This window comes from Pseudomonas sp. BP8, assembly GCF_017875955.1.
In the GTDB taxonomy this organism is placed as follows: domain Bacteria; phylum Pseudomonadota; class Gammaproteobacteria; order Pseudomonadales; family Pseudomonadaceae; genus Aquipseudomonas.
On the sequence record NZ_JAGINK010000001.1, the window covers coordinates 213,044 to 231,390 of the forward strand.

The 18,347-nt window shown below is 59.1% G+C and carries 21 protein-coding genes; all 21 read right to left on the reverse strand.

What is annotated here, in order from left to right; all coding sequences use genetic code 11:
• Positions 1–250: 250 nt before the first annotated feature.
• On the reverse strand, positions 251–1,255 hold the full coding sequence (locus J3B00_RS00915) for a hypothetical protein (protein WP_209862252.1): 1,005 nt from the start codon (positions 1,253–1,255) through the stop codon (positions 251–253).
• A gap of 163 nt (positions 1,256–1,418) precedes the next feature.
• A complete protein-coding gene (locus J3B00_RS00920) occupies positions 1,419–1,634 on the reverse strand; it encodes a hypothetical protein (protein ID WP_209862256.1) in 216 nt (71 codons plus the stop codon).
• A 2,813-nt stretch (positions 1,635–4,447) separates the two neighbouring features.
• Positions 4,448–5,062, reverse strand: coding sequence for a recombinase family protein (locus J3B00_RS00925; protein WP_209862260.1), 615 nt, complete (start codon positions 5,060–5,062; stop codon positions 4,448–4,450).
• Between the two features lie 128 nt (positions 5,063–5,190).
• A complete protein-coding gene (locus tag J3B00_RS00930; protein ID WP_019750220.1) occupies positions 5,191–5,496 on the reverse strand; it encodes a hypothetical protein in 306 nt (101 codons plus the stop codon).
• Positions 5,497–8,400: a phage tail length tape measure family protein gene (locus J3B00_RS00935; protein ID WP_209862264.1), complete on the reverse strand. Its 2,904-nt coding sequence runs from the start codon at positions 8,398–8,400 to the stop codon at positions 5,497–5,499.
• On the reverse strand, positions 8,397–8,609 hold the full coding sequence (locus J3B00_RS00940; protein WP_110096665.1) for a hypothetical protein: 213 nt from the start codon (positions 8,607–8,609) through the stop codon (positions 8,397–8,399). The genes J3B00_RS00935 and J3B00_RS00940 overlap by 4 nt, the downstream gene beginning before the upstream one ends.
• A 275-nt stretch (positions 8,610–8,884) precedes the next feature.
• Positions 8,885–9,496 carry a hypothetical protein gene (locus tag J3B00_RS00945; protein WP_209862268.1) on the reverse strand — a complete coding sequence of 204 codons (612 nt, stop codon included), beginning with the start codon at positions 9,494–9,496 and terminating at the stop codon, positions 8,885–8,887.
• Between the two features lie 177 nt (positions 9,497–9,673).
• Positions 9,674–10,618 (reverse strand): hypothetical protein, encoded by a 945-nt coding sequence (locus J3B00_RS00950; protein WP_245362462.1) that lies wholly within the window; start codon positions 10,616–10,618, stop codon positions 9,674–9,676.
• A gap of 3 nt (positions 10,619–10,621) precedes the next feature.
• Entirely contained in the window at positions 10,622–11,221 is a 600-nt protein-coding gene (locus tag J3B00_RS00955) for a hypothetical protein (protein ID WP_119368517.1), read from the reverse strand.
• On the reverse strand, positions 11,218–11,520 hold the full coding sequence (locus tag J3B00_RS00960) for a hypothetical protein (protein ID WP_209862271.1): 303 nt from the start codon (positions 11,518–11,520) through the stop codon (positions 11,218–11,220). Before J3B00_RS00960 ends, J3B00_RS00955 begins: the two co-directional genes overlap by 4 nt.
• Positions 11,521–11,856: 336 nt before the next feature.
• The gene (locus J3B00_RS00965) at positions 11,857–13,656 is read right to left on the reverse strand and encodes a DUF927 domain-containing protein (RefSeq protein WP_209862274.1); all 1,800 of its coding nucleotides are present in this window, start codon (positions 13,654–13,656) and stop codon (positions 11,857–11,859) included.
• Positions 13,643–14,533 carry a toprim domain-containing protein gene (locus J3B00_RS00970; RefSeq protein WP_209862277.1) on the reverse strand — a complete coding sequence of 297 codons (891 nt, stop codon included), beginning with the start codon at positions 14,531–14,533 and terminating at the stop codon, positions 13,643–13,645. The genes J3B00_RS00965 and J3B00_RS00970 overlap by 14 nt, the downstream gene beginning before the upstream one ends.
• The gene (locus J3B00_RS00975; protein ID WP_209862280.1) at positions 14,530–14,757 is read right to left on the reverse strand and encodes a hypothetical protein; all 228 of its coding nucleotides are present in this window, start codon (positions 14,755–14,757) and stop codon (positions 14,530–14,532) included. The genes J3B00_RS00970 and J3B00_RS00975 overlap by 4 nt, the downstream gene beginning before the upstream one ends.
• Positions 14,750–15,034 (reverse strand): hypothetical protein, encoded by a 285-nt coding sequence (locus J3B00_RS00980; RefSeq protein ID WP_209862282.1) that lies wholly within the window; start codon positions 15,032–15,034, stop codon positions 14,750–14,752. The genes J3B00_RS00975 and J3B00_RS00980 overlap by 8 nt, the downstream gene beginning before the upstream one ends.
• A gap of 19 nt (positions 15,035–15,053) precedes the next feature.
• Positions 15,054–15,575, reverse strand: a complete 522-nt coding sequence (locus tag J3B00_RS00985; RefSeq protein WP_209862285.1) for a hypothetical protein — start codon at positions 15,573–15,575, stop codon at positions 15,054–15,056.
• On the reverse strand, positions 15,572–15,787 hold the full coding sequence (locus tag J3B00_RS00990; protein ID WP_209862288.1) for a hypothetical protein: 216 nt from the start codon (positions 15,785–15,787) through the stop codon (positions 15,572–15,574). Before J3B00_RS00990 ends, J3B00_RS00985 begins: the two co-directional genes overlap by 4 nt.
• Complete coding sequence (locus tag J3B00_RS00995; RefSeq protein WP_104833616.1) at positions 15,784–16,089, reverse strand: hypothetical protein; 306 nt, start codon at positions 16,087–16,089, stop codon at positions 15,784–15,786. Before J3B00_RS00995 ends, J3B00_RS00990 begins: the two co-directional genes overlap by 4 nt.
• Positions 16,086–16,418, reverse strand: a complete 333-nt coding sequence (locus J3B00_RS01000; protein WP_209862291.1) for a hypothetical protein — start codon at positions 16,416–16,418, stop codon at positions 16,086–16,088. The genes J3B00_RS00995 and J3B00_RS01000 overlap by 4 nt, the downstream gene beginning before the upstream one ends.
• Positions 16,415–16,573 carry a hypothetical protein gene (locus J3B00_RS01005; protein ID WP_209862296.1) on the reverse strand — a complete coding sequence of 53 codons (159 nt, stop codon included), beginning with the start codon at positions 16,571–16,573 and terminating at the stop codon, positions 16,415–16,417. The genes J3B00_RS01000 and J3B00_RS01005 overlap by 4 nt, the downstream gene beginning before the upstream one ends.
• 317 nt (positions 16,574–16,890) lie before the next feature.
• A complete protein-coding gene (locus J3B00_RS01010) occupies positions 16,891–17,187 on the reverse strand; it encodes a helix-turn-helix domain-containing protein (protein ID WP_209862300.1) in 297 nt (98 codons plus the stop codon).
• The gene (locus tag J3B00_RS01015; RefSeq protein WP_156351075.1) at positions 17,184–17,351 is read right to left on the reverse strand and encodes a hypothetical protein; all 168 of its coding nucleotides are present in this window, start codon (positions 17,349–17,351) and stop codon (positions 17,184–17,186) included. The genes J3B00_RS01010 and J3B00_RS01015 overlap by 4 nt, the downstream gene beginning before the upstream one ends.
• Positions 17,352–18,347 lie beyond the last annotated feature (996 nt).

Genomic DNA, 18,347 nt, shown 5'->3' on the forward strand with positions numbered 1-18,347 from the left:
CGATCAGGCATAAGGTGATGCGGGATTCACCGCGCGCCCTGATTACTCGCTTTTGAGGGAAACGTGATCAACACACACCCTCCAAGTAACACACGACGACTGCACGCCGAGGGTGGCGCCTTGCTGTCCTTTACGCTGCTGAGCTGAGCGAATGCATGCTCCCATGATTTCATGGCAAACCTCGTTGATTGGCGCGTGTTTGCAGCTGCGCTTACTTTTCTTTGATATCCATTGATATCAACATTACGGCTCATTGATACCCTTTGATTTCCATTGATGAACCTTGAAAACCATTGATATCAACATCATCGCTCAGCCCAAGCATCATGTTCATGCCTTGCACAAAGCGCTCCGTCAGACCTTGCTCGCTTGCGTACCATACTGTGGTCTTTGCCGTCTTCGGGCGATAGACCAATCTGAAGACACCAATCAATGTCGGTGCATTCAGATCTCTTAATGCAATCCCCACCAATGGGTGGTAGATCTCAATTTTTCTAGCGAAGCCTGCTCCACCATTCAAGTCGAAGAAGGGAACCAAACCATAGGTGGCTTCTTCTGTGTCGGCATTCATCGGGTACAGGATCTCAGACTCGTGGTCTTCTGATTCGGTCATGTAGCGCCCCTCCTCGATCAGGCCCATCGAGTGAAGAGGAGTCAGAACTATCCATCCCCCTTTGTTCCCGTCATCGTCTTCCTGGCCATTGCATTCAGCCAGCACCCCTACGGCGCTACAGCTTGTAGTCTCATGCTTGAAGCCGTATACGACGAAAGCACCCACAGGGCATATCTTTTCGCGGGAATAAACTGATCTGACCAATGTCCGGGGCAGTCCTCCATCGGCAGTTAAATCCTGAGCACCGTACAACTGGATGAACTTGCGGAACAGGAAGGCATCCCCTCTCTCACGCAGCCTCCGCACCGGTGGCACCTCATTTCCGGCGCCGTCTACGATTTCATTGGGTAGCCAGATGAAGCCATCAGTATCTTTCGGCTTAGAAAGCTTATAGCGAGGCATTTTCCCTGCCTTGAGCTGCGTGACGATCTTCGCTTCGATCAGTGCTTGAATTGCCTCCTTCGCCCTCCGCCAAGCCATACCGGTGTTGTCGAAGATAGCCTGTGCGCTCCAGGACGTAGTTGCCTGGTCTTTGAGTGTTCCGCGGGCCATGACCAAAAGCGCTACCGCTGGGCGCAGCCCGAGGTCGCATGCTCTCTCAAACTCCGCCGCGCCAACCGCAAAAAAGTTTCCCTGGCTCATTCATCCCTCGATCATTGGGTGTACTGACATGGGCAAAATGCCATATCACACCTTTGATTGGTATATAACCGCCGAACATCAAGGCAGAAGAAGGCGGCTTTTCGCTGGATACCACGGTGGATATCTCGGGGGCCGTGGAGGCCGGCCAGCCTAATCTCCAAGTCTACCTGACGCTTGCTGCCACCAGTTCCGCGATGCCTTGTCGCACAGCATCGATATTGCCATCCATACTGGCCAGCGCGCCATTGACGTTCCCCACTACCGCATCCGATCCGCGCTCGCCAACCCACTTAGCCAGCTCCTCCACTGAAGCCCGCAGTGCGTCCTGGTTGTGACTGAGGCGTTCAAGCACCTCAGCCACGGTCTGTAGCTCTTTCATCCATGTATCTCCGTTAGGTAATTGAGGAACCATAGTCGGTCCGCAGTGACAGGCAAACGGATTGGAAGCCTCCCTCTAGGGGACACCTTCGCCGATAGGGGTGGGGATCTTCACCACCCTAGCCGTTATGGTTGCCCTTGTTCCCGCTCCCACAGCGTGCGTCCACCGACCGACGTCGGAGCACTGTGGTCGCTCCCTCGGCATACTCGGCATGTCAGGTTTTGTCAGGTTCTGGCCCACCCGGTCTCTCTTGACGAGCAAGCCCGGAAACTGTTGACGCCCTCCGCTCCCACAGGTCGGCCAGAATCAGCGCCAGCCCTTGTACAGCAAGGGTTACAGACGTTCGTGCTCAAGCGCCAGTGGCCCAATCCGTCAAGACCCTGTCAAGAATTCCGTCAAGACCTGTCAAGAATCTTGTTATTCATCTGCAATTTTGGACGGGTACCCGGCGGTCGATGGTGGCCAGCCTCCGCGCATCCGGTAAATCACCGTTCCCACGGCATTCCGTCTGCTGGTGCTCGCGCGGACCAGTCCAGGGCTGCCCAGCAGTCGGGCTTCGGCATGAGACGGGAGTGCCCGCGTCAGCTCATCACGCACAGGTCCAGCCCAAGCCCGGCAATTGATCCAGTGAAATGGGCATCCGATCACCGTCTATTGCGGTCTAGTGCTGGTCTAGTTTCTCCTCGGTCGCTTTGGACGACGGTATGACAGGCGAGCGCCACCACCAGGCGCGCAGCTCAGCATTCACGCGCCACAGAGTCGGAGCAGCCGCGCAGCGCCCACACTGATCCGTCCATAGCTGTCCAAAATCCACGCTCGCAAATCCTTGACGATGTGACTGTTCAATTTCACTCGCAGGCGGCTTCCGGTGTGGGCTAGGGCCTCCTTGATACTCCCCCATTCCGTCAGGGGTCTGTCAGGGGTATGAGACGGCCACATACTCGTCTTTGAGGGCCTCCCGCGCCCTATGTACCTCAGATGCCCGCCTGGCGCCGATTACGTCTCATGCCTGTCTCACATCCGGTAAAAGCTAAACAGGCGAACACTCCGCACAAAAAAACAACTAACGCATGAAATGCGTGTTTTATGCGCAAAATATGAATATCATGCATGCGTACTCTTTTTTTGGGAGATAGATACATGGCATTTAGAGCAGACGAAGCGGCACGCCTTCGGCATGAAGAAGCGTCGAGATATCTCGTATCCAGGGAGATATGCGCAGACCCTTACGAAGCAGCGCGTAGCAGGGAGAAACTGGCGGAGATCATTGATGAGTTAGGTCCGGTCATTGACGAATACCCCTCGTGGCATCCCTTGGTGTCCAACCACGATCCATCCGATCGCCTATGGGCCAGGCGGCCAAGCGATCGGTGCGGTTATGCTGGGCTTGATCACAATGTCTATTTGGCTAACGGTTTCATCACTTGCCCGTACCGGGAGCCTCAGAAAGTCATTGATGCCGTGAACAGGCTGCCGCAACACCAAGCAGCTCTGATCCGAGCTGAACGACTTGACGTTCAGTTCTACCAGCCTAGCGCCCACCCAGTACTTATCAGGTGCGACTGGGGCATAGACCTTGAGAGCGGCATGATTCCGTTGGCGGTTGCCATGCCACTGTTTCTGGAGAAAGAAGTCCCTACGTGGAGATCTTCGCAGGTGGCAGAAACTTGGGAGACGATGCGCCCGTACATCTTAGGCTCACCATATGGACGCAGATCATCGCTTTTCGTAGGTCAGGAAACCGGCCAAGCGATGAAGAAGGTATGGGAAGCTCTCATCAACTCAGGAATGTTTGGGCCAATCTACCAATGATCCACAGCCAGGTTAGCCTCATGAGGGGCAGACCTGGTGTTCGATCCAGCTGCTCACGCTGGCCACTCATACTCACTGGAACCTAAGAAAACCTGAGACCGGACCGGCGCGCACTGGGCGATGAGCATTGTGGTTTTCATGTGGTCATTCACTGCGGCTTGGTGGTCACCGGAAGCCTGCATTACCATGGAAACCACAGTGGAAACTCACGCCTGGAAACCATAACTTTTGATAACAGGCAGGCCGTCCAGGTTCGCGCATACGCGGTTGCGAACCTAGCGTGCGAACTAGCCCGGTACGCACACCAGAATGCGTGCCACCGGCGCGTACCTAGCCGCGCACTTCGGAAGGATCGCGCACTGCGACTGCGTGACGATCGTGCGTGAAGCGCTGCGCGAACTAGGCCAGGTATCCAGCATGATTAGCCCAAACCCTGGATACCGGTGCGGATACCGAGGCCGAACTGGATTGGTCCGAGACGGTGCTACACAGCTGCAGTACCGGCAAATTCACCAAAACCGTAATAGACTCGGGACACTTTCAGGCTTGAAATGACAACGTCCTGACCCCGGTACAAAAATAGTCCTGACCCTGGTACGGGTTCGGTTTACCTGAATGGTGGCGTAGCCGTGGCTTTGACGCGGCACGCAATTGCATTCCTGTGGCACAACAATGGACTGAAAGTGCGAAGCTCATCTCGTCGGCATCAGCAAGGTCCAATCCGCGCTAATTCCGTGGCACAAGAACGCCATTTCATCACCACATCATAGCGCCATGTTCAGCACTAGCGGCCTGTCAAAACCTGTCATGAAATCCACCTCGACGACTGGACCGCATGTTGACAAATGTTGACATCGGAGCGGGCGTTAGCGGGCCGGCCTGTTAGCAAAAGTTAGTATTTGCCCTGGTTGATCGGCCCAGTTCTTTGTTAACAATTGTCAAGGTTCGACCGCCTGGCGAGAGAGGTGGTTGTGATGCTGCCGGGCAGGAGCGATACGGTATCAGGCAGCAGTGTCGCGAATGCGCAGTACAGTGGTTGTCGAGCAGTTCGCATGCCTGGCAGTGGCTCGGATACCTAGCCCGGCGCCGAGAAGCTCCTTCACGCGCTTGTGAAGCTCCTCGTCCACAGGCCGGCCTTGGTATTTGCCTTCGGCTTTTGCCTTCTGAATCCCCTGAGCCTGGCGCTCGCGGCGCTGCTCGTAATCCTTCCGGGCGATGGCGGCCATCATTTCGACCAGCATCGAGTTGATCGCGGACAGCATGCGGTCGGTGAACTCGTCGCCCCTAGTGTCGCGCATACCCTGGTGGCTGGTGGGCAGGTCCAACGCCACGATGCGAAGGCCCTTGGCGTCGATCGCACTCTTGAGCTTCGCCCAGTCGTCGGCCGGCAGCCGGGACAGGCGGTCAATTGATTCGACAAGCAGCACGTCACCCTTCCGAGCATCCTTGAGCAGGCGCAGCAGTTCCGGCCGATCTGCAGCGGCACCGCTGGCATTCTCCAAGTATTCGCAGGCAATGACCTTGTTGTGGTCGCTGGCAAACTTTTCCAATGAGGTCCGGGCGCGGCCGGCGTCTTGCTCGTCGGTGGATGCTCGAAGGTAGGCGCGGATGAACATAGTGCAACCTGTATCAGTTAGGGTGTTGTCCTAACACTGTTGCACTATGGGTGTTACTAATCAAGTAAAACCGCGTATTCCTAGGTATTTTTTCCGTATCCGCAGAGGCATACCCGGCTGCTACTCCCTTAGCTAGCCATGGGGTTCATGCGCATCCAGCCATTCGGCCCCCACATATTGCGGGCGGTACGTAGGCACCGCTCCTTGTAGTGCTCCTCGTACCGCCTGACCTTCATGGCCAGATCGGCGCCGACCGGGCCGTTGTGATTGACCATCGCCATGGTGCGTCCGATCATGATGCCAGCAACCTCAAAGCGGTCCCTGATCTCATTCATGGGTGCGTCATGGTCACCTGGCTTTACCGCGATCTGCTTCATGAATAGCTCGATGACGGCCTTCTCCATCAAGGCCGCGTCCCACTTGACCTCATTCATTCAACCACCCTGCCTTTTCAGGCCATACGCCTGCTCTGTAACTTGAACGAAGTTGCCCCATCCAGTTGCCATCTGATCTACCAGCCGGTCTTCCACAGCCTGAATGAGTACCTCAAGGCGGCCGTTTTCACCGGTGCGCGTCTCTACCACCGCATTGCTGTTATTCACGATGTAAACCTGATGGGTGACTTGGGGCGCCTGGGCCTTCTGGCTACCACCATTCAGTCTCGGAACTTCCACGCTGCCACCTGCTAGCGATACCCGCTCGTTTGAGTTAATCGCCTCGAGCAGGCCGCGATTGCGCTTCGTTGCCGAGGCATTCACCACAAACTCGCCGTCGCTGAGCCGGGCCATGATGCTGTCGGAGGTGCCGGTACCGGCGCCAGAGACGAAGCCGCCGGTGGCGAAGCCAGGGATAACGGCCAGGCTTGTGGCCAGTGCAGTGGTGGAGGTCAGAGCAGTAGCTGCCGGCACGGAGTTTGCGCCGAGTGTTGCCAGGGATGCCATCGCCGCAGCTGGCGCCCAGGCCGTGGCTGTGGTTCCGGCTAGGATCATGCTCTGCCCGGCGGCGGCAGTACCAAGGGTCGCATTCAGCGCAGCGTTTACCCCCATCTGTACACCCATTTTCACAAACCCGCCGATGATCTCCCTGGTGACATTCGCAGAGATGTCCCCGAGCGTGTTGAACGACAAACTCCCGCTCATGATCGCCGACGTGATATCGGTGGATATTGTGTTGAAAGCGCCGGAAAACACTGATTGCGTCTGCCCGGCAATATCGCGAGCCTGGTTACCAAAATTCTGGACAGCGGCTGTCCAACCCGCGATTGGATTGAGCATGGCTTGGTCGATCTGCGACCAGCCAGCCTGCATAGCCGCGATCTGCTGCGGCAGAAATTCGTTGATGGCGTCTATCTGACCTTGGAGCGCCTGCCGTTGTTTCTGGTCGGTGGCGTTGGCCAACTCGGTCTGCAACTGCAATAGACGGTCGTTGGTCTGCATTTCCAAGCTCAGTCGCTGCTGCATCCTAGACGACTGTAAGCCGCCCATGCCGATGCTGGCCGCATCAAGCTGGTATTGGGCCTGCTCGTTAAGCAGCTGGCGCTGCAACTGTGCACGATACTGCTCGACGGCAGTCAGGCCCTGGGCGCCCTTCAATGCGGCGGCGTAGTTGACGGAGGCTTGGGCCAGCGCCTTGCTGTACTCCTCTTGGGTGATCTTGCTTTTGCTCAGCGCCAGGTCGAGCTGGCTCTGCTCTTTGGTCAATGCACGGGCAGCCTGAGCAGCCGGGTCGTACTGGCCATATAGCCGGGCGAAGGTATTCGTTGCTTCGGCCAAGCCGCGATTGACGTTCTTCGGCGCGTTCTTCTTCGCCTCGCGGGTCTTGATGTCCGCAATCTCTTGCTCAATATTCTTCCGTGACTTGGCGTACTTCTCCTCCTCGGCCGCCGTGAAGCCTCCGGCGGCAATGGCATCAACCCGCGCTTTGTCCAGGTTGGTCAACTCCTTCTGCAGCTTTTGGGTTTGAGTCAGCGAAGATCTGTAAGTGGAGTTGATGAGGTCGATGCCCTTCTTGCCAGCATCCTGAATCGATTTGATCCCGGCCTGCTCCCAGGCCGTCCAGCTTTCGTCTGCAATCTTCTGCTGCAGCTTGGTGATCTCGGTGTTGACCTCGTTAAATCGGAACGGGTCTTCTGACGCCGCGTCACGGCCATCGCGCGTTAGATCCCGATAACGTTCATAGGCAGCAGCAAGCTTTTGCTCAGTTGTGTCCTCTCGGCCAATATTGAGCATCTTGTCCCACGCGCCTTTCGCAATCTCTCCTAGAGACCTCCAGGCCGTCTCAAGCGTACCCAGATTCTCCTCCATCTGCCCGGCCCTGGAGCTTATGGTCCCGGAGTAAATATCAGCAGCGGTCCGCGCGGCCTCCATTGTCTTGCCTTGCTCCTGCAGCGACACGATGTTGGCGTATTGGGACGCGGTCAGGATGTTCAACTCACCGTCGAGCTTCTTGATGGAAGCAACAGGGTCTTTCGCAATGTCGTTGAAGCTTTTAATCACCTCGCTTACGTCGCGGCCAGTCTGCTTTGACCAAGCCAGCGATGCCTGAGCGATTTCGACGTACATGCCGCGCAGCGGGTTACCAGCTGCTGCAAGTTGGTTTAAGACCTCAGCAGCAGCCCCCACAGTACCGCTGGATGCCGCCACCTGGTTGGCCATGTCGGATAGTTGGTTTGCCGTTACGCCAGCTGCATTCCCGTTCTCGATCAGCGTGTTGGCGAACCGCTCGCTTTCTTCGCTGCCTTGGTAGTACGCCAACGCCAAAGCACTTGCTGCAGCGGCGGCTACGGTGAAGGGATTGACCAAGCCGGCTACATAGCCTCCCATTGCCCGGGCCGCTGGCCCGACGCCTCCGAACATGTCTTTGAGCTGGCCGCCCTGCTGCAGGAAGACGGTCAGCGGCGCCTGACCGGCTTGCAAGCTCACAGCGATATCAGTGAACTGTGCCGGCAGTCCGCGCATTGCGGCGTTGTAGGCCTTCGCTGACATCCCAGCCCTGTTCATGCCTTCGGCGGTATCTCCCAACGTTTGGCGAAGGATGTTGATACGGTCGTTGTACTCGATGAACGTGTCACTTTCGACAATGCCGGTTTTTTTGAACTTGGCCAGCTTGTCCTGCATGTCGTCCAGACGGCCAAGGGCCGCGACTGTGGGATTGATCTGGCCCAAAAGCTGATACAGCTCTTTTCGTTGTTCATCCCACGTGCTTGATACATTTTCAGCCGACGATGCGACGGCATCCCCCACCTTCTCAACTCTGGCAAGGGCGCCAGCGAGATCATCGACATTTCGCTTTGCGCCACGAGAGTCGATTGTGATTGCGAGGCGCGATTCCGTCGTCATAGAGAAGCACCTTGCCCGGCTGCCCCAGGACCGCAAAGAACAATGGACGATCTGTTTTCAGCGAGGGCGATCAGCAGTGCATTGGCTTCGATATGCCCCTGCTCAGCAGCGGTACGAAGGCGACTCCACGCCGCTTCGATTTCACTTTTGGATACGGCGCGGTTACGACCCCGGCGCTTGGCCGGCTGGATATCAGAAGAGAATGTCATTGGGTAGCCTCTTTGGTTTCGACTATCCAGCGCATACTCACCGCTAAATTGTGTATATATCCAGTATTTTAAGGGTGCACCTCAATAGAGACACATCCTGGCACGTCCTGACACAACAAGCGGAGGGGTCTAGAAGGGAATTTCGTAGCAGTATCTAGGAGCAACTCAAATTGATACGAAACGACGATAGGCCGTCAACGATGCTACGCGCCAGGCTGACCAGCTGTGCGCGCACCACAAAACAGGGGTACAGCGTTTTGTGGCGCGAGCAGGGATCACTTAATGCCGCATTCGGCCAAGGCCTTGCTCAGCGATTGATCAAGGGCATATTCGCCCGTGGTGCTGGCAGCCTGGTTCATGCCTAGCGTGCGATAGATCAGCACCTTGCCGGTCTTCATTTGCGCCAGGATCTTCTCGGCCTTTTCACCGGTCGCCGCGGTGAATGGAGACATGGCCTGGGCAGAGGCCTGCAGGGCGGCCTTGTAGGTGCTCTCCAGCATCTGCTGCTGCTTGGCATCCCCACCGTATGCTTGCATGGCTTTGAGCTGCCCTTCCGGCACGTAGTCCACTGGGGTCTCCCCTGTCGCAATGGTCCACGCAGTGTTTTGGTCGATCCTAAGCTGGACATCTCCGACAGGAATTTTGAAACGGCCCCCGCTCCGAATCCCTACCCTCAGTTCCCCATTCACCGATTCGATGTACGGGTAGTAGTGGTTGGAAGCAGTGAATACACCGCCGCCTGTGTAGAAGCTGCCCACAGTCACGCCACAGGTAGATTTGTCCGTGAACTGGTCAGTACTTCTGACGGTGACCCATTCGACTTCGGGAGTTACACCTGCGCAACCGGCTAGGGCCAGCGCTAGGGCAAGCGTGCAGAGTCGTTTCATGTTCATCCTTCTTAGCGGGCAGAAAGCGCCCCCGACTGCGTCCTTAGGTGATGGCCAAGTGCTCTTGGCCAGGGTTTTATACCCGCCAACTCCCTACAATGCCAATTGCTCGAATAGCCCGCTGCTGTTGGATACCCTAGGGATGAGCCAGTAAAGACGCGGGACATCGTGAATCGGCTACCCAATGAGGTTTACAAGAATTGCTTCCGATTCCGGCATATCGTCGCGCTGGCTGGCGACCAGGTAGCGGAACACTGCCAGTCCCTCGGCCTTGTCACGGGGCCGGATCTGCGCCAGCAGGCCGAACACGAACCAGTCCCGTGCAGTCGCATCGGGTGGTCCGTCGCTGGCGTCACGGTCGACGGCGTTACGCAGCCGGTAGAGCTGGTCCCAGTAGCCCAGCTCGTACAGGCAATCCGCTAAGGTGTGAGGCAGCAATTCAGAGTGGGCGTTGAACCGCGCGGCTACCTGGCGCTTATCGAAGTCACCGAACTGGCCGGTAGCACGCAGTCCGCGCAGCGCCTCAATGCAGAACGTTTCAGCCTCGGTATCGGCCAGCAGGTTACCACCGAAGCGAGCGGCACCCTCCTGCCTAAGCCGGTGCTGCTCAATGGCCCGAGTGGCCAGCGCATCCAAGTCAGCGAAGCCAAACGACGACATAGCAGCGAACAGGTGCCCTGGATTGGTGTCCACCAAGTAATCTCGGTACCGCTTCTCTAGCACATTGAGCGGCGTCTTAATCTTCTTGGCGCCCTCCATGGCCCGGTCAATCAGGGCGGCCTGGCCGGTACTGATGACGGAGCGCAGCCACAGCACCGCATCCACCTCCTTGTCGCCGGTGACCACCTCCTGCGGTGGCAGCTCGGGCACGCTTGGCAGTGCCTCGGTGCTGGCGCTGATCGGCGGCAGGGTAAACATGGCGCGGTGCTGCTCGTTGTCGCGGAACGCCCCGGATCGTGAAACTAGGGTCTTCACCGTTCCTAGCGGTATGCCGGTGATCTGGGCCACCTCACGGAGGGAGTGACGCCGGCGCAGGTCCAACACTAGGCGCCGCTGCTTATCTGAAACCCGCTGCTTCGTCTTCACGGGCGAATCAGGCTGTTTCGACTCTGGCTTAGTCATGGCTCACACCACCCGCAGCTTAGGTGGCAGCTTGGGCCCGAATGGCGCCCCAGGTGCGAAAGGGTCAGGCAGCACCCCATCGGGACAATCCCTGATGAAGTCCGCCATGGCCGCGTGACAGGCGTTGAACAGCGGCGCGTCATTCCATTCTTGCCCCCGGCGCTCTGCACTGTCCTCCACGACGTGGGTGAACACCAAACCTTCCAGGCTGGTGACGCCCTCCCGCCTGACATGCTCACGCTCCACCACGTTCACGCTCAGCAGGTCGCACAGGCGGTCGACCCCCAGGGCATCGGCTAATCCGTCCTCATCGAACAGCAACTGCCGCCCGAACCCGGACAAGGCCACCAGAGCCTTGCTCTGCTCATCGTCGCGGTGCTCCCACGCTTGCTGCTCCAGATCGGCAATAGCCTGGCGGGTGAATGGCAGGAATGCTTTCAGCTTGCCCGCCTGGCGGCGTATGGCTCGTCGCTCGGCGTGTATTGAATCGAGGTTGCGGCTGATGTTGCGGCAGATACGCCGGGTGGTGATGAGTTGCGTGCTGGCGCTGATTCCTGGCTTCAAGGCGATATTGCACAGACGCATGGTCGGTGTGGGCGTCATGGGTGGGCCTCCATGGGCGTGTTGTCGTAGGTGATGCGCAACTCGGTACCGATCAGGCAATGGCGACCAGCGGGCGCATAGCAACCCCGGCAGGTCATGACATGGCTGATGTACTGGTCGCGGGCCTCCCGCCACTGAAGCGTGGCATTGGCGGCGTTGGCGTAAGGGCCGGATGGCAATTGCACAGCCTCGACCAACACCAACCGCGGGCGATCCGGAGCGCGTTTCGCCATCGGTGGCTTGCTAGCGCCAGCACCGTTCGGCGGCATGTGATTGAGCAGGTCGGAAAGGAGGCTCATGGCGTCACCTCCCCCGGATTCCCATAACGCCCAAATGTGTCTGTGAAAAAAGATCGGGGGAACGGGGGAACGCGGGGAACACCCAGTGTTTCCGGGGCCTCCAGCTGGGGTACGTGTTCCCCACCCGAAAAACTGGGGAACAGTGATAACCAAGCAGAAGGGGCACCGCAGGCGCTTATATTCAAAACCATGTTTGTGTTCCCCCTGTTCCCCAACACTTCAATAAGGGGGAACGGCTACAGACCGCGTATTTACTGGCTGTTCCCCCGTTCCCCCTGTTCCCCACGTTTTTAGGTTCCTGTGGATTCGGGCATTGGCGTTGGGTGGTGATGACGGTCATAGGCCACCGCCTTCGCTATCCATGGCGTCGGGATCGATCACATACAGGCGGGCAGACCCACCAGCAGGCAGGCGGTATTTCTTGGTCCTGCGGCTGTCCCGGTCGGTATCGTGCTTGGCAAGAGCGCCAGCGCCTTCCAGCGCCTTCACAACCCGCGCCAGCCCGTGACCATGGGCGGCCTCGGTCAGTGCGGACTTGTTGAACAGATACAGCCGCTTGGCGCCGACCACCTCCCAGTACCCGGCGCGGTTGAACACCTTGGTGTCCAGCGCCTGGTCTTCTACGTCCGAAAAACGGCTGCTGCCGTGCTTGTCGATGAAGTCGAGGATGCCGGCCAGGATCTGGCGGTCTTCGGCATTGCCACCGCCCACCCGGCTCAGCCACTCGCCGTACAGCAGTTGGCAGTCGGCCAGAGCGGTGCCTGGCGCCCAGGGCAGCAGGTCGTAGGCAATGGCCATTTCGCCGGCCAGGGCGATCACCGCGAAACGATCTGCCACCCGCCCGGCCTGGGCGTTGTCCTCGACGAATTGAGCGCGGATACCGGCGAAGTCCTCGAGCAGCCCGGGGCGGTCATCGCTGGCCAGCAGCTTCTCAACGAAGGCCGGCCCGATGTGCCCATGGTTCGCTCCTACGGCCACCGTGAGCTGGCGGTGGAAGTCAGCGCCCTCCAGGCCGTGCAATTCATCGAAGGCGCGGTGCGTGCGGGTACCGGCGTTCACGTCGACCATGCGCAGCTCGGCGCCAGCATGGGCAGCATTGCCGCTGATGGCCGCGTGCTCGGATAGGGAGCGCTCACCGCTGGACAGCGCCAGCAGGCGCCAGCTCAGTTTGCCGCGGGCCTCCCGGTCACGGGTCATGGTGCCCTTGCCCTGGCCGTTGGCGAGCGAATAGGCCATCTCCTGTACGCGCTTCGGGTCGGCCCGCTTGATCTCGTCCAGGGGCAACATGGTGTCGTTGCGGCTGGACGCCTCGATCTCCAGTCCGCCCTTGGTCATATCCCAGGACGCAGCGAAGATGCCTGGGTCGCCCCATACGGACGAGCCGATCAGTTGCGCCAGCGACTTGCCGCTGGAGCTGTCGCCCACCAGGTGAACACCGCCACCCAACACGCCAACCAAGCTCAGCAGCGGGCCAGCGAGGGCGCAGCCGATGGCCAGGGTCAGCACCGGGTTGCCCTCGCACTTGGCCGCTACCTCGATCTTCCAACCCTCCAGGCTCCCGCGCACGCTGAAAAGGTTCTGCCCCTTGGCGCTGGCCTGATAGCGCACTTTGTCGCTGCCGATGGTGCGCCCAGGTAGCACAAAGGCGCCTGACTCATGCCAGCCGGGGCGGCAGGTGGTGGCGAACACCTCTGCAGGGTGCTGGTCCAGCAGGTACTCCATGAACTGGCCGCGCTTCTTCAGGGCGATGATGACGCCCATGCCGAACAGCGTCCGCCTTGCGTCCTCGCCGCTCCCACCGAACACCTCCATGGGAATGATCCACTCCTTGGTGCCGCTGTCGGTGAGCAGGCGCAGAAACCGGCCTTCGCTGCCATCGTCGCTGTTGGTGGTGCGAGCGGCGACGGTCACGGGCGTGGCGATCCACTCGTCAGTGATCGGGCGATCTGCCTTATCGTCGTCGCTGTCGTCGTCGCCGGCGCTGCGCTTGAAGCCGTGCCAGTACACACCGGGTTTTAGCCTGCGACCTTTCTCATTCGTCACCCAGTGCTCATACACACCCCAGCATGGGCGGTCAGGCTCGACTTTGGGGGCTTCGGGGCGCAGGTTGATGACGTTGGTATCAGGCGGGCGCATGGCGGCACCTCCAGGCGGCGAGGTCGTTGAAGTCGGAAAGGGACAGCGGCGCGTCGGCCGGCCACTCGGGGAAGGTCACTAGACCGCCACACGCGACAGCGGCCTCATGGGCGGCGGTGCGCCCCGGATTGCCCTTGCCTTCGGCCTCGGTTTCGCGGTCGTCGTCGCCGGCGATGATGATTTCGGTGCCGGGGTGGTCGGCCCGCAGCGCCAGTGCCACCGGTTTCAGGTTCCCGGCGTTCATCGCACAGGCGACCGTGTAGCCGCTTGCGTGGAGCGTGGCGCCCGTAGCCCAGCCTTCGCAGATGCACAGCGGCATGCCCGGGGTGATGCGCCCCAGCGGCGAATAGGCGCCCTTGATTCGCCCGCCATACAGGAAGCGCTTGTCGCCATCTGGGGCGATCCGTTGCAGGTTCACAAGCACACCAGCCGCGTACAGAGGGATCAGCAGGTCGTCACCACGCTGGCGCAAACCGTGAGCTCGAATGGACTTAGCGATCAGGTAGGGGTGGGCCGGATCAGCACGACGGGCGTCACGCCACCAGCGCTGCGCCAGGCCGGCCGCCCTAAGCTGGCGCCGCTGCCGTTCGGCCTCCCGCTGGCGCCGGGCTTGCTCGATGCACTGGCGCACCTGCTCGGCTTCGCGGGCGTCCACCGGCTCACGGCTACACCAAGTGTTGGTGCCGCCCGTCTTCCAGCTCCCGAACGCGCCCGAGGCAATGCCATCAGCAAACAGGCAGTACCAGCCATTGAGCGTGCCGGGCTTGTCGCCGGGGACGTGGAAGCGGTGAATGTCGCCATCGTCCAGTGGTAACCAGTCGAGCAGACCATAGGCCGACTGGAGCACGTCGCGGAACAAGATCACAGGATCAGTCATGCGGCCCCCTGCGGCGGCGTGAAGCGCTTGGCCAGCCGTTCCAGTTGATTGGTCAGGCGCTCCAGCTCAGGGCAGTGACGGCCAGCGTCACCCTCGGCAATGCGCAGTTCCAGAAACCCCACCAGGCTCTCCACCAGCAGCGTGTAGCTGGCGCTGTCGATGTAGGCGCCAGCAGGCGGCGGACCACCGGCACCCTTGCGTCGAATGGAAGTGACCTTACTCATGGTTCACCCCTTCAGCGCCTGCGAAGGTCCGGCAAACTTGGCCATTGTTCAACGCGTGCCAGTAGGTCAGCTCGTCGAGCGACTCGACGCGGCAGGCCGTCACCACCGCATCAGGACTACGCAAAACTACGCGCCCACACTCGGCGTCGGCCAGGCTCAAGAACGGCCCCAGCAAATTCCGATCGGCCTTCGGATGGCTCACATAAAACAGCTCAGCGGCTTTCTTCGGGCAAGCCGATCCCGTCGCCGCCGATTGGCAGCGTTGAAAATTCGTCATCCTAAATTCTCCTGGGCTGTTAGCTCAGTTCCTTGAAGCTCGCCGGATAAGTGCTGGGGTCAAGCCAGCGATTTGCGTTGTCGATCAGCTGTTGCTCTGTCAGACGATCAAGATCAGATCCCAGCCTGACAGCAGCTTGCTCGAGCCACCGGGATAGCTCTCCAAGGAAACCAGCGCGCTGACCATTGAGCGCGGTTTGCTCTTCCCTGGTCGATGGCTCCTTTAGTGCCATCGAATAGAGCATTGAAGCCAGCAGTGAGGCGCTAAGTGAAAACTGGTTATCCCGCTCGTCTCGGAGGTATTTCAAATAGACGTGAGCGATGGATTTGCCGGCTTCCACGCCACCAAGAAATGTTCCAGTCATCGGCACGTCCCAGTTTCCCTCCCGTGCGCCGTGATCCTGGCCAACAAATGGCAAGCGCTCCCATGGACCACTTTTCTCGGGATGGGCGCGAAGGCCGAATTGTTTGGCCTTGGTGCGGGAACGCTTGCCAGCGCTTTTCGTGCGGTCAGTGCGTGTCGATTTGGAATTAGCCTTCACAGGTCACCCCCTTGCTCGGCAATCACGTCTTCCAGCACTTCGGCCCAGGCCATGGCGGTGTGCTGCGCCATCACAGCGGTAACACGGGCGACGATGACGGGCGTGGTAGGTGAGGCGATCACCGCCAGCGCCATGCTCAGCAACACAAGGATGCCTTGCACGTCTCGCAGTTCGTCTAGGCAGTCATCAGGCATCTGGATAGGGGGAGTCATACCGTAGCCTCCTCATCCAAGCCAGCACGCTTGCCTACGACCCCATGCGAGGCACCGAGGTGGCGGTGGCGCCAGCAATAATTACCGCTGAACGACTGGATCTGCTCAAGGTGCCGGGCAATGTCGCGGGCCACTTGATTCTCATAGCCGCCCATGGATGGGATCACGAACGTCAGCAGGATTTCTTTCAGCTTGCGATGCTCCTCCCTGGCGAAGTTCATTTGGCACATCTCGAACGCTTCAAGCACCGCCTCAGGCAGCACTTCACCTTCAAGAACAGCCGGTGTCGGGAAGATGGTCATTGGGCACCTCCGACATGAGCGACGATTTGGAAATGTTCCACCAGAGCCGCACCTGGATTCGGCTGGCGCCGGCACTGCTCCAGCGCGGCACAGACTTCATCTGAAGCACGCATGGCGTCTTCTAGGCCGACCAAAGAGCCACGGCAACGGCCTAGGATGCTCACAGCTGCTTTCGGAAAGTCCGCACTGACCAAGGTGGCGATCTCGCCTGCAAGGCTTACCCCAACCACTGGGGGCAGGCGGAACACTTGTTGTCCAGGAATAGTGACCACGACTTGAGACTGAATGAAGCCCTGAACCACCTCGGCGACTTGCTGGGCGTGAGTCACTGGGCACCACCTTGCCCTTCCAGGGCGCGGGCGATCTTGGCGTGATGGTTATAGCGGGCGAGACGGACAGACAGGGAAGAGTTTGCGCGAAGAGCGGCCAAGGCCAGACGGCGGTGGGCGTGTGCGCGGATTTTGGACGGATTGAGGGCGTGCATGGGTCGAGCTCCTTGATTTGAGGAGCTGCCACTGATCGTCGCCAAACGATTTAGGGTGGCAGCTGTACGCAGGTTGGCGAACCGGGAATCAAGGAACCCGGCAGACCCAAGGGTCTCCCGCGCACAGCCGCCATAACACGTGACTGCGGGCACAAAAAAAGCGCCTGCAATCGTGATAGGGGCGCTTATGCGCCTTGATTTCGTCGGGTCGCCAAACCCGGCCGCTGAATTTGCAGCGACCGGCGAACCATACCGAGCATCACAATTGCCTGCAACCAGAATTATCGACCGTTCAACGTGGATCTTTAGTGCCGGCATCATTCGACCACCTTCTGCGCCGGCCCAGCGCTTAGGAAGTACGTGGCCACTTTGCGATGATCCCGACCATGGTCATCTTTCAGCGTGCTCAGATGAGTAGCAATCTTGTGACCCAGGGCGCGAAGCTCGGCAATACGCGCGCCCGGGCGCACGATGTTCAGCTGCGCGATGGCCTGGAAGGTGTTGATCGATCCGTGTTGGCGCAAATGGGCAAGCAAGCGAATACGCTGCGCGCTGCCGCTGGTGTCGCTTGCTGAGCAACCACTATCGAGAGGCGGAGTGTCAGCCATTTTCATGCCCCCTCGCCTTCGCAGCCTGCTGGATCGCGCTCGCTCTGATGTCCCTGCTCGATCTGGCGGGGATGCACCAAATTTTTTAAGGGTACGGGAAGGGATAGAACTGATTTTTCCAGGCCGGCCGATCCCTGCTCCGCGCCAACGCAGAGTTGATTGATCATCATGGGTTAGGCCTCCTGGCTGCGCAGGAAGCTTTCGACAGACTCAGGTTCCCATCGGACGGAGCGACCGAAGCGGATAGGCTCAGGGAAACCGGGGGTTTTGGACCACCGCCACCAGGTGGAGCGGCTGACTTGATACTTCGCGCAGAGCTGGGCTGCGGTAGCGCGGGCGCCGGGAACCGGCAGGTGGGGCAGATCGGTCTTGCTGATGGCGGTTTGAGCCATTGTCGATTTCTCCTTACACGGGAAAAACCGAGGGGGTCGACCTGCAAATCATCGGAAAGCGCGCACCTGTATGGAGACCCAGTGTTGCGCAATATTCCCGTTGGTACTACAGTCCGCCCGAGTTTACCGTTATCGGTAAACCTCTGAAGCCCACTCAAAAGCTTCTCCCCTCGGGGTTTGTGTATTGGCTCTGCTATGCACAGAGGGCGCTCTAACGCCCTTTCCCGAATCAGCCCCTGGTATTGCAGTACCAGGGGCTTTTCTTTGCCTGCAGACAGCGATCCAACGTCCCAGCAGTTGCAACCACTTTTCAGTATGTCGCTTCGGTGCCGGATGACGGGATGTTAACGGCGCAGCTCTCGTGTTCGCAACAACTTTCTCCCGCACTTTCCAAGTTACCTGTGGATAAAAAATCCGGAGCACTGAGAGCCCATGATTGAAACACGGCCCTATACGTCCCAATGCGTCCCAACAGGTATCAATACGTGCAAAACTATATCAGAGATCCCAGACAGAAAATCCGACAGGCGGTAGATTACGCCCCTGAAACCCCCGGTTTTACTGGTCCCTGTTGAGGGCCTCATGAGGGTCTCATGCGTCCCTCGCTCGCCCTTATCTCACAATCACGCACCGATCTTCTTTTTCATCTGTGACAAGTAGCCGTGACGCCGCGCCACAAAACCATGAAGTACGATTTTGTGGCGCGCGCTTTTTTTTCAGATGCAGAAGAGCCTTACGGGCAACTAACAACGCTGCGTAATATTAGACGTTGTT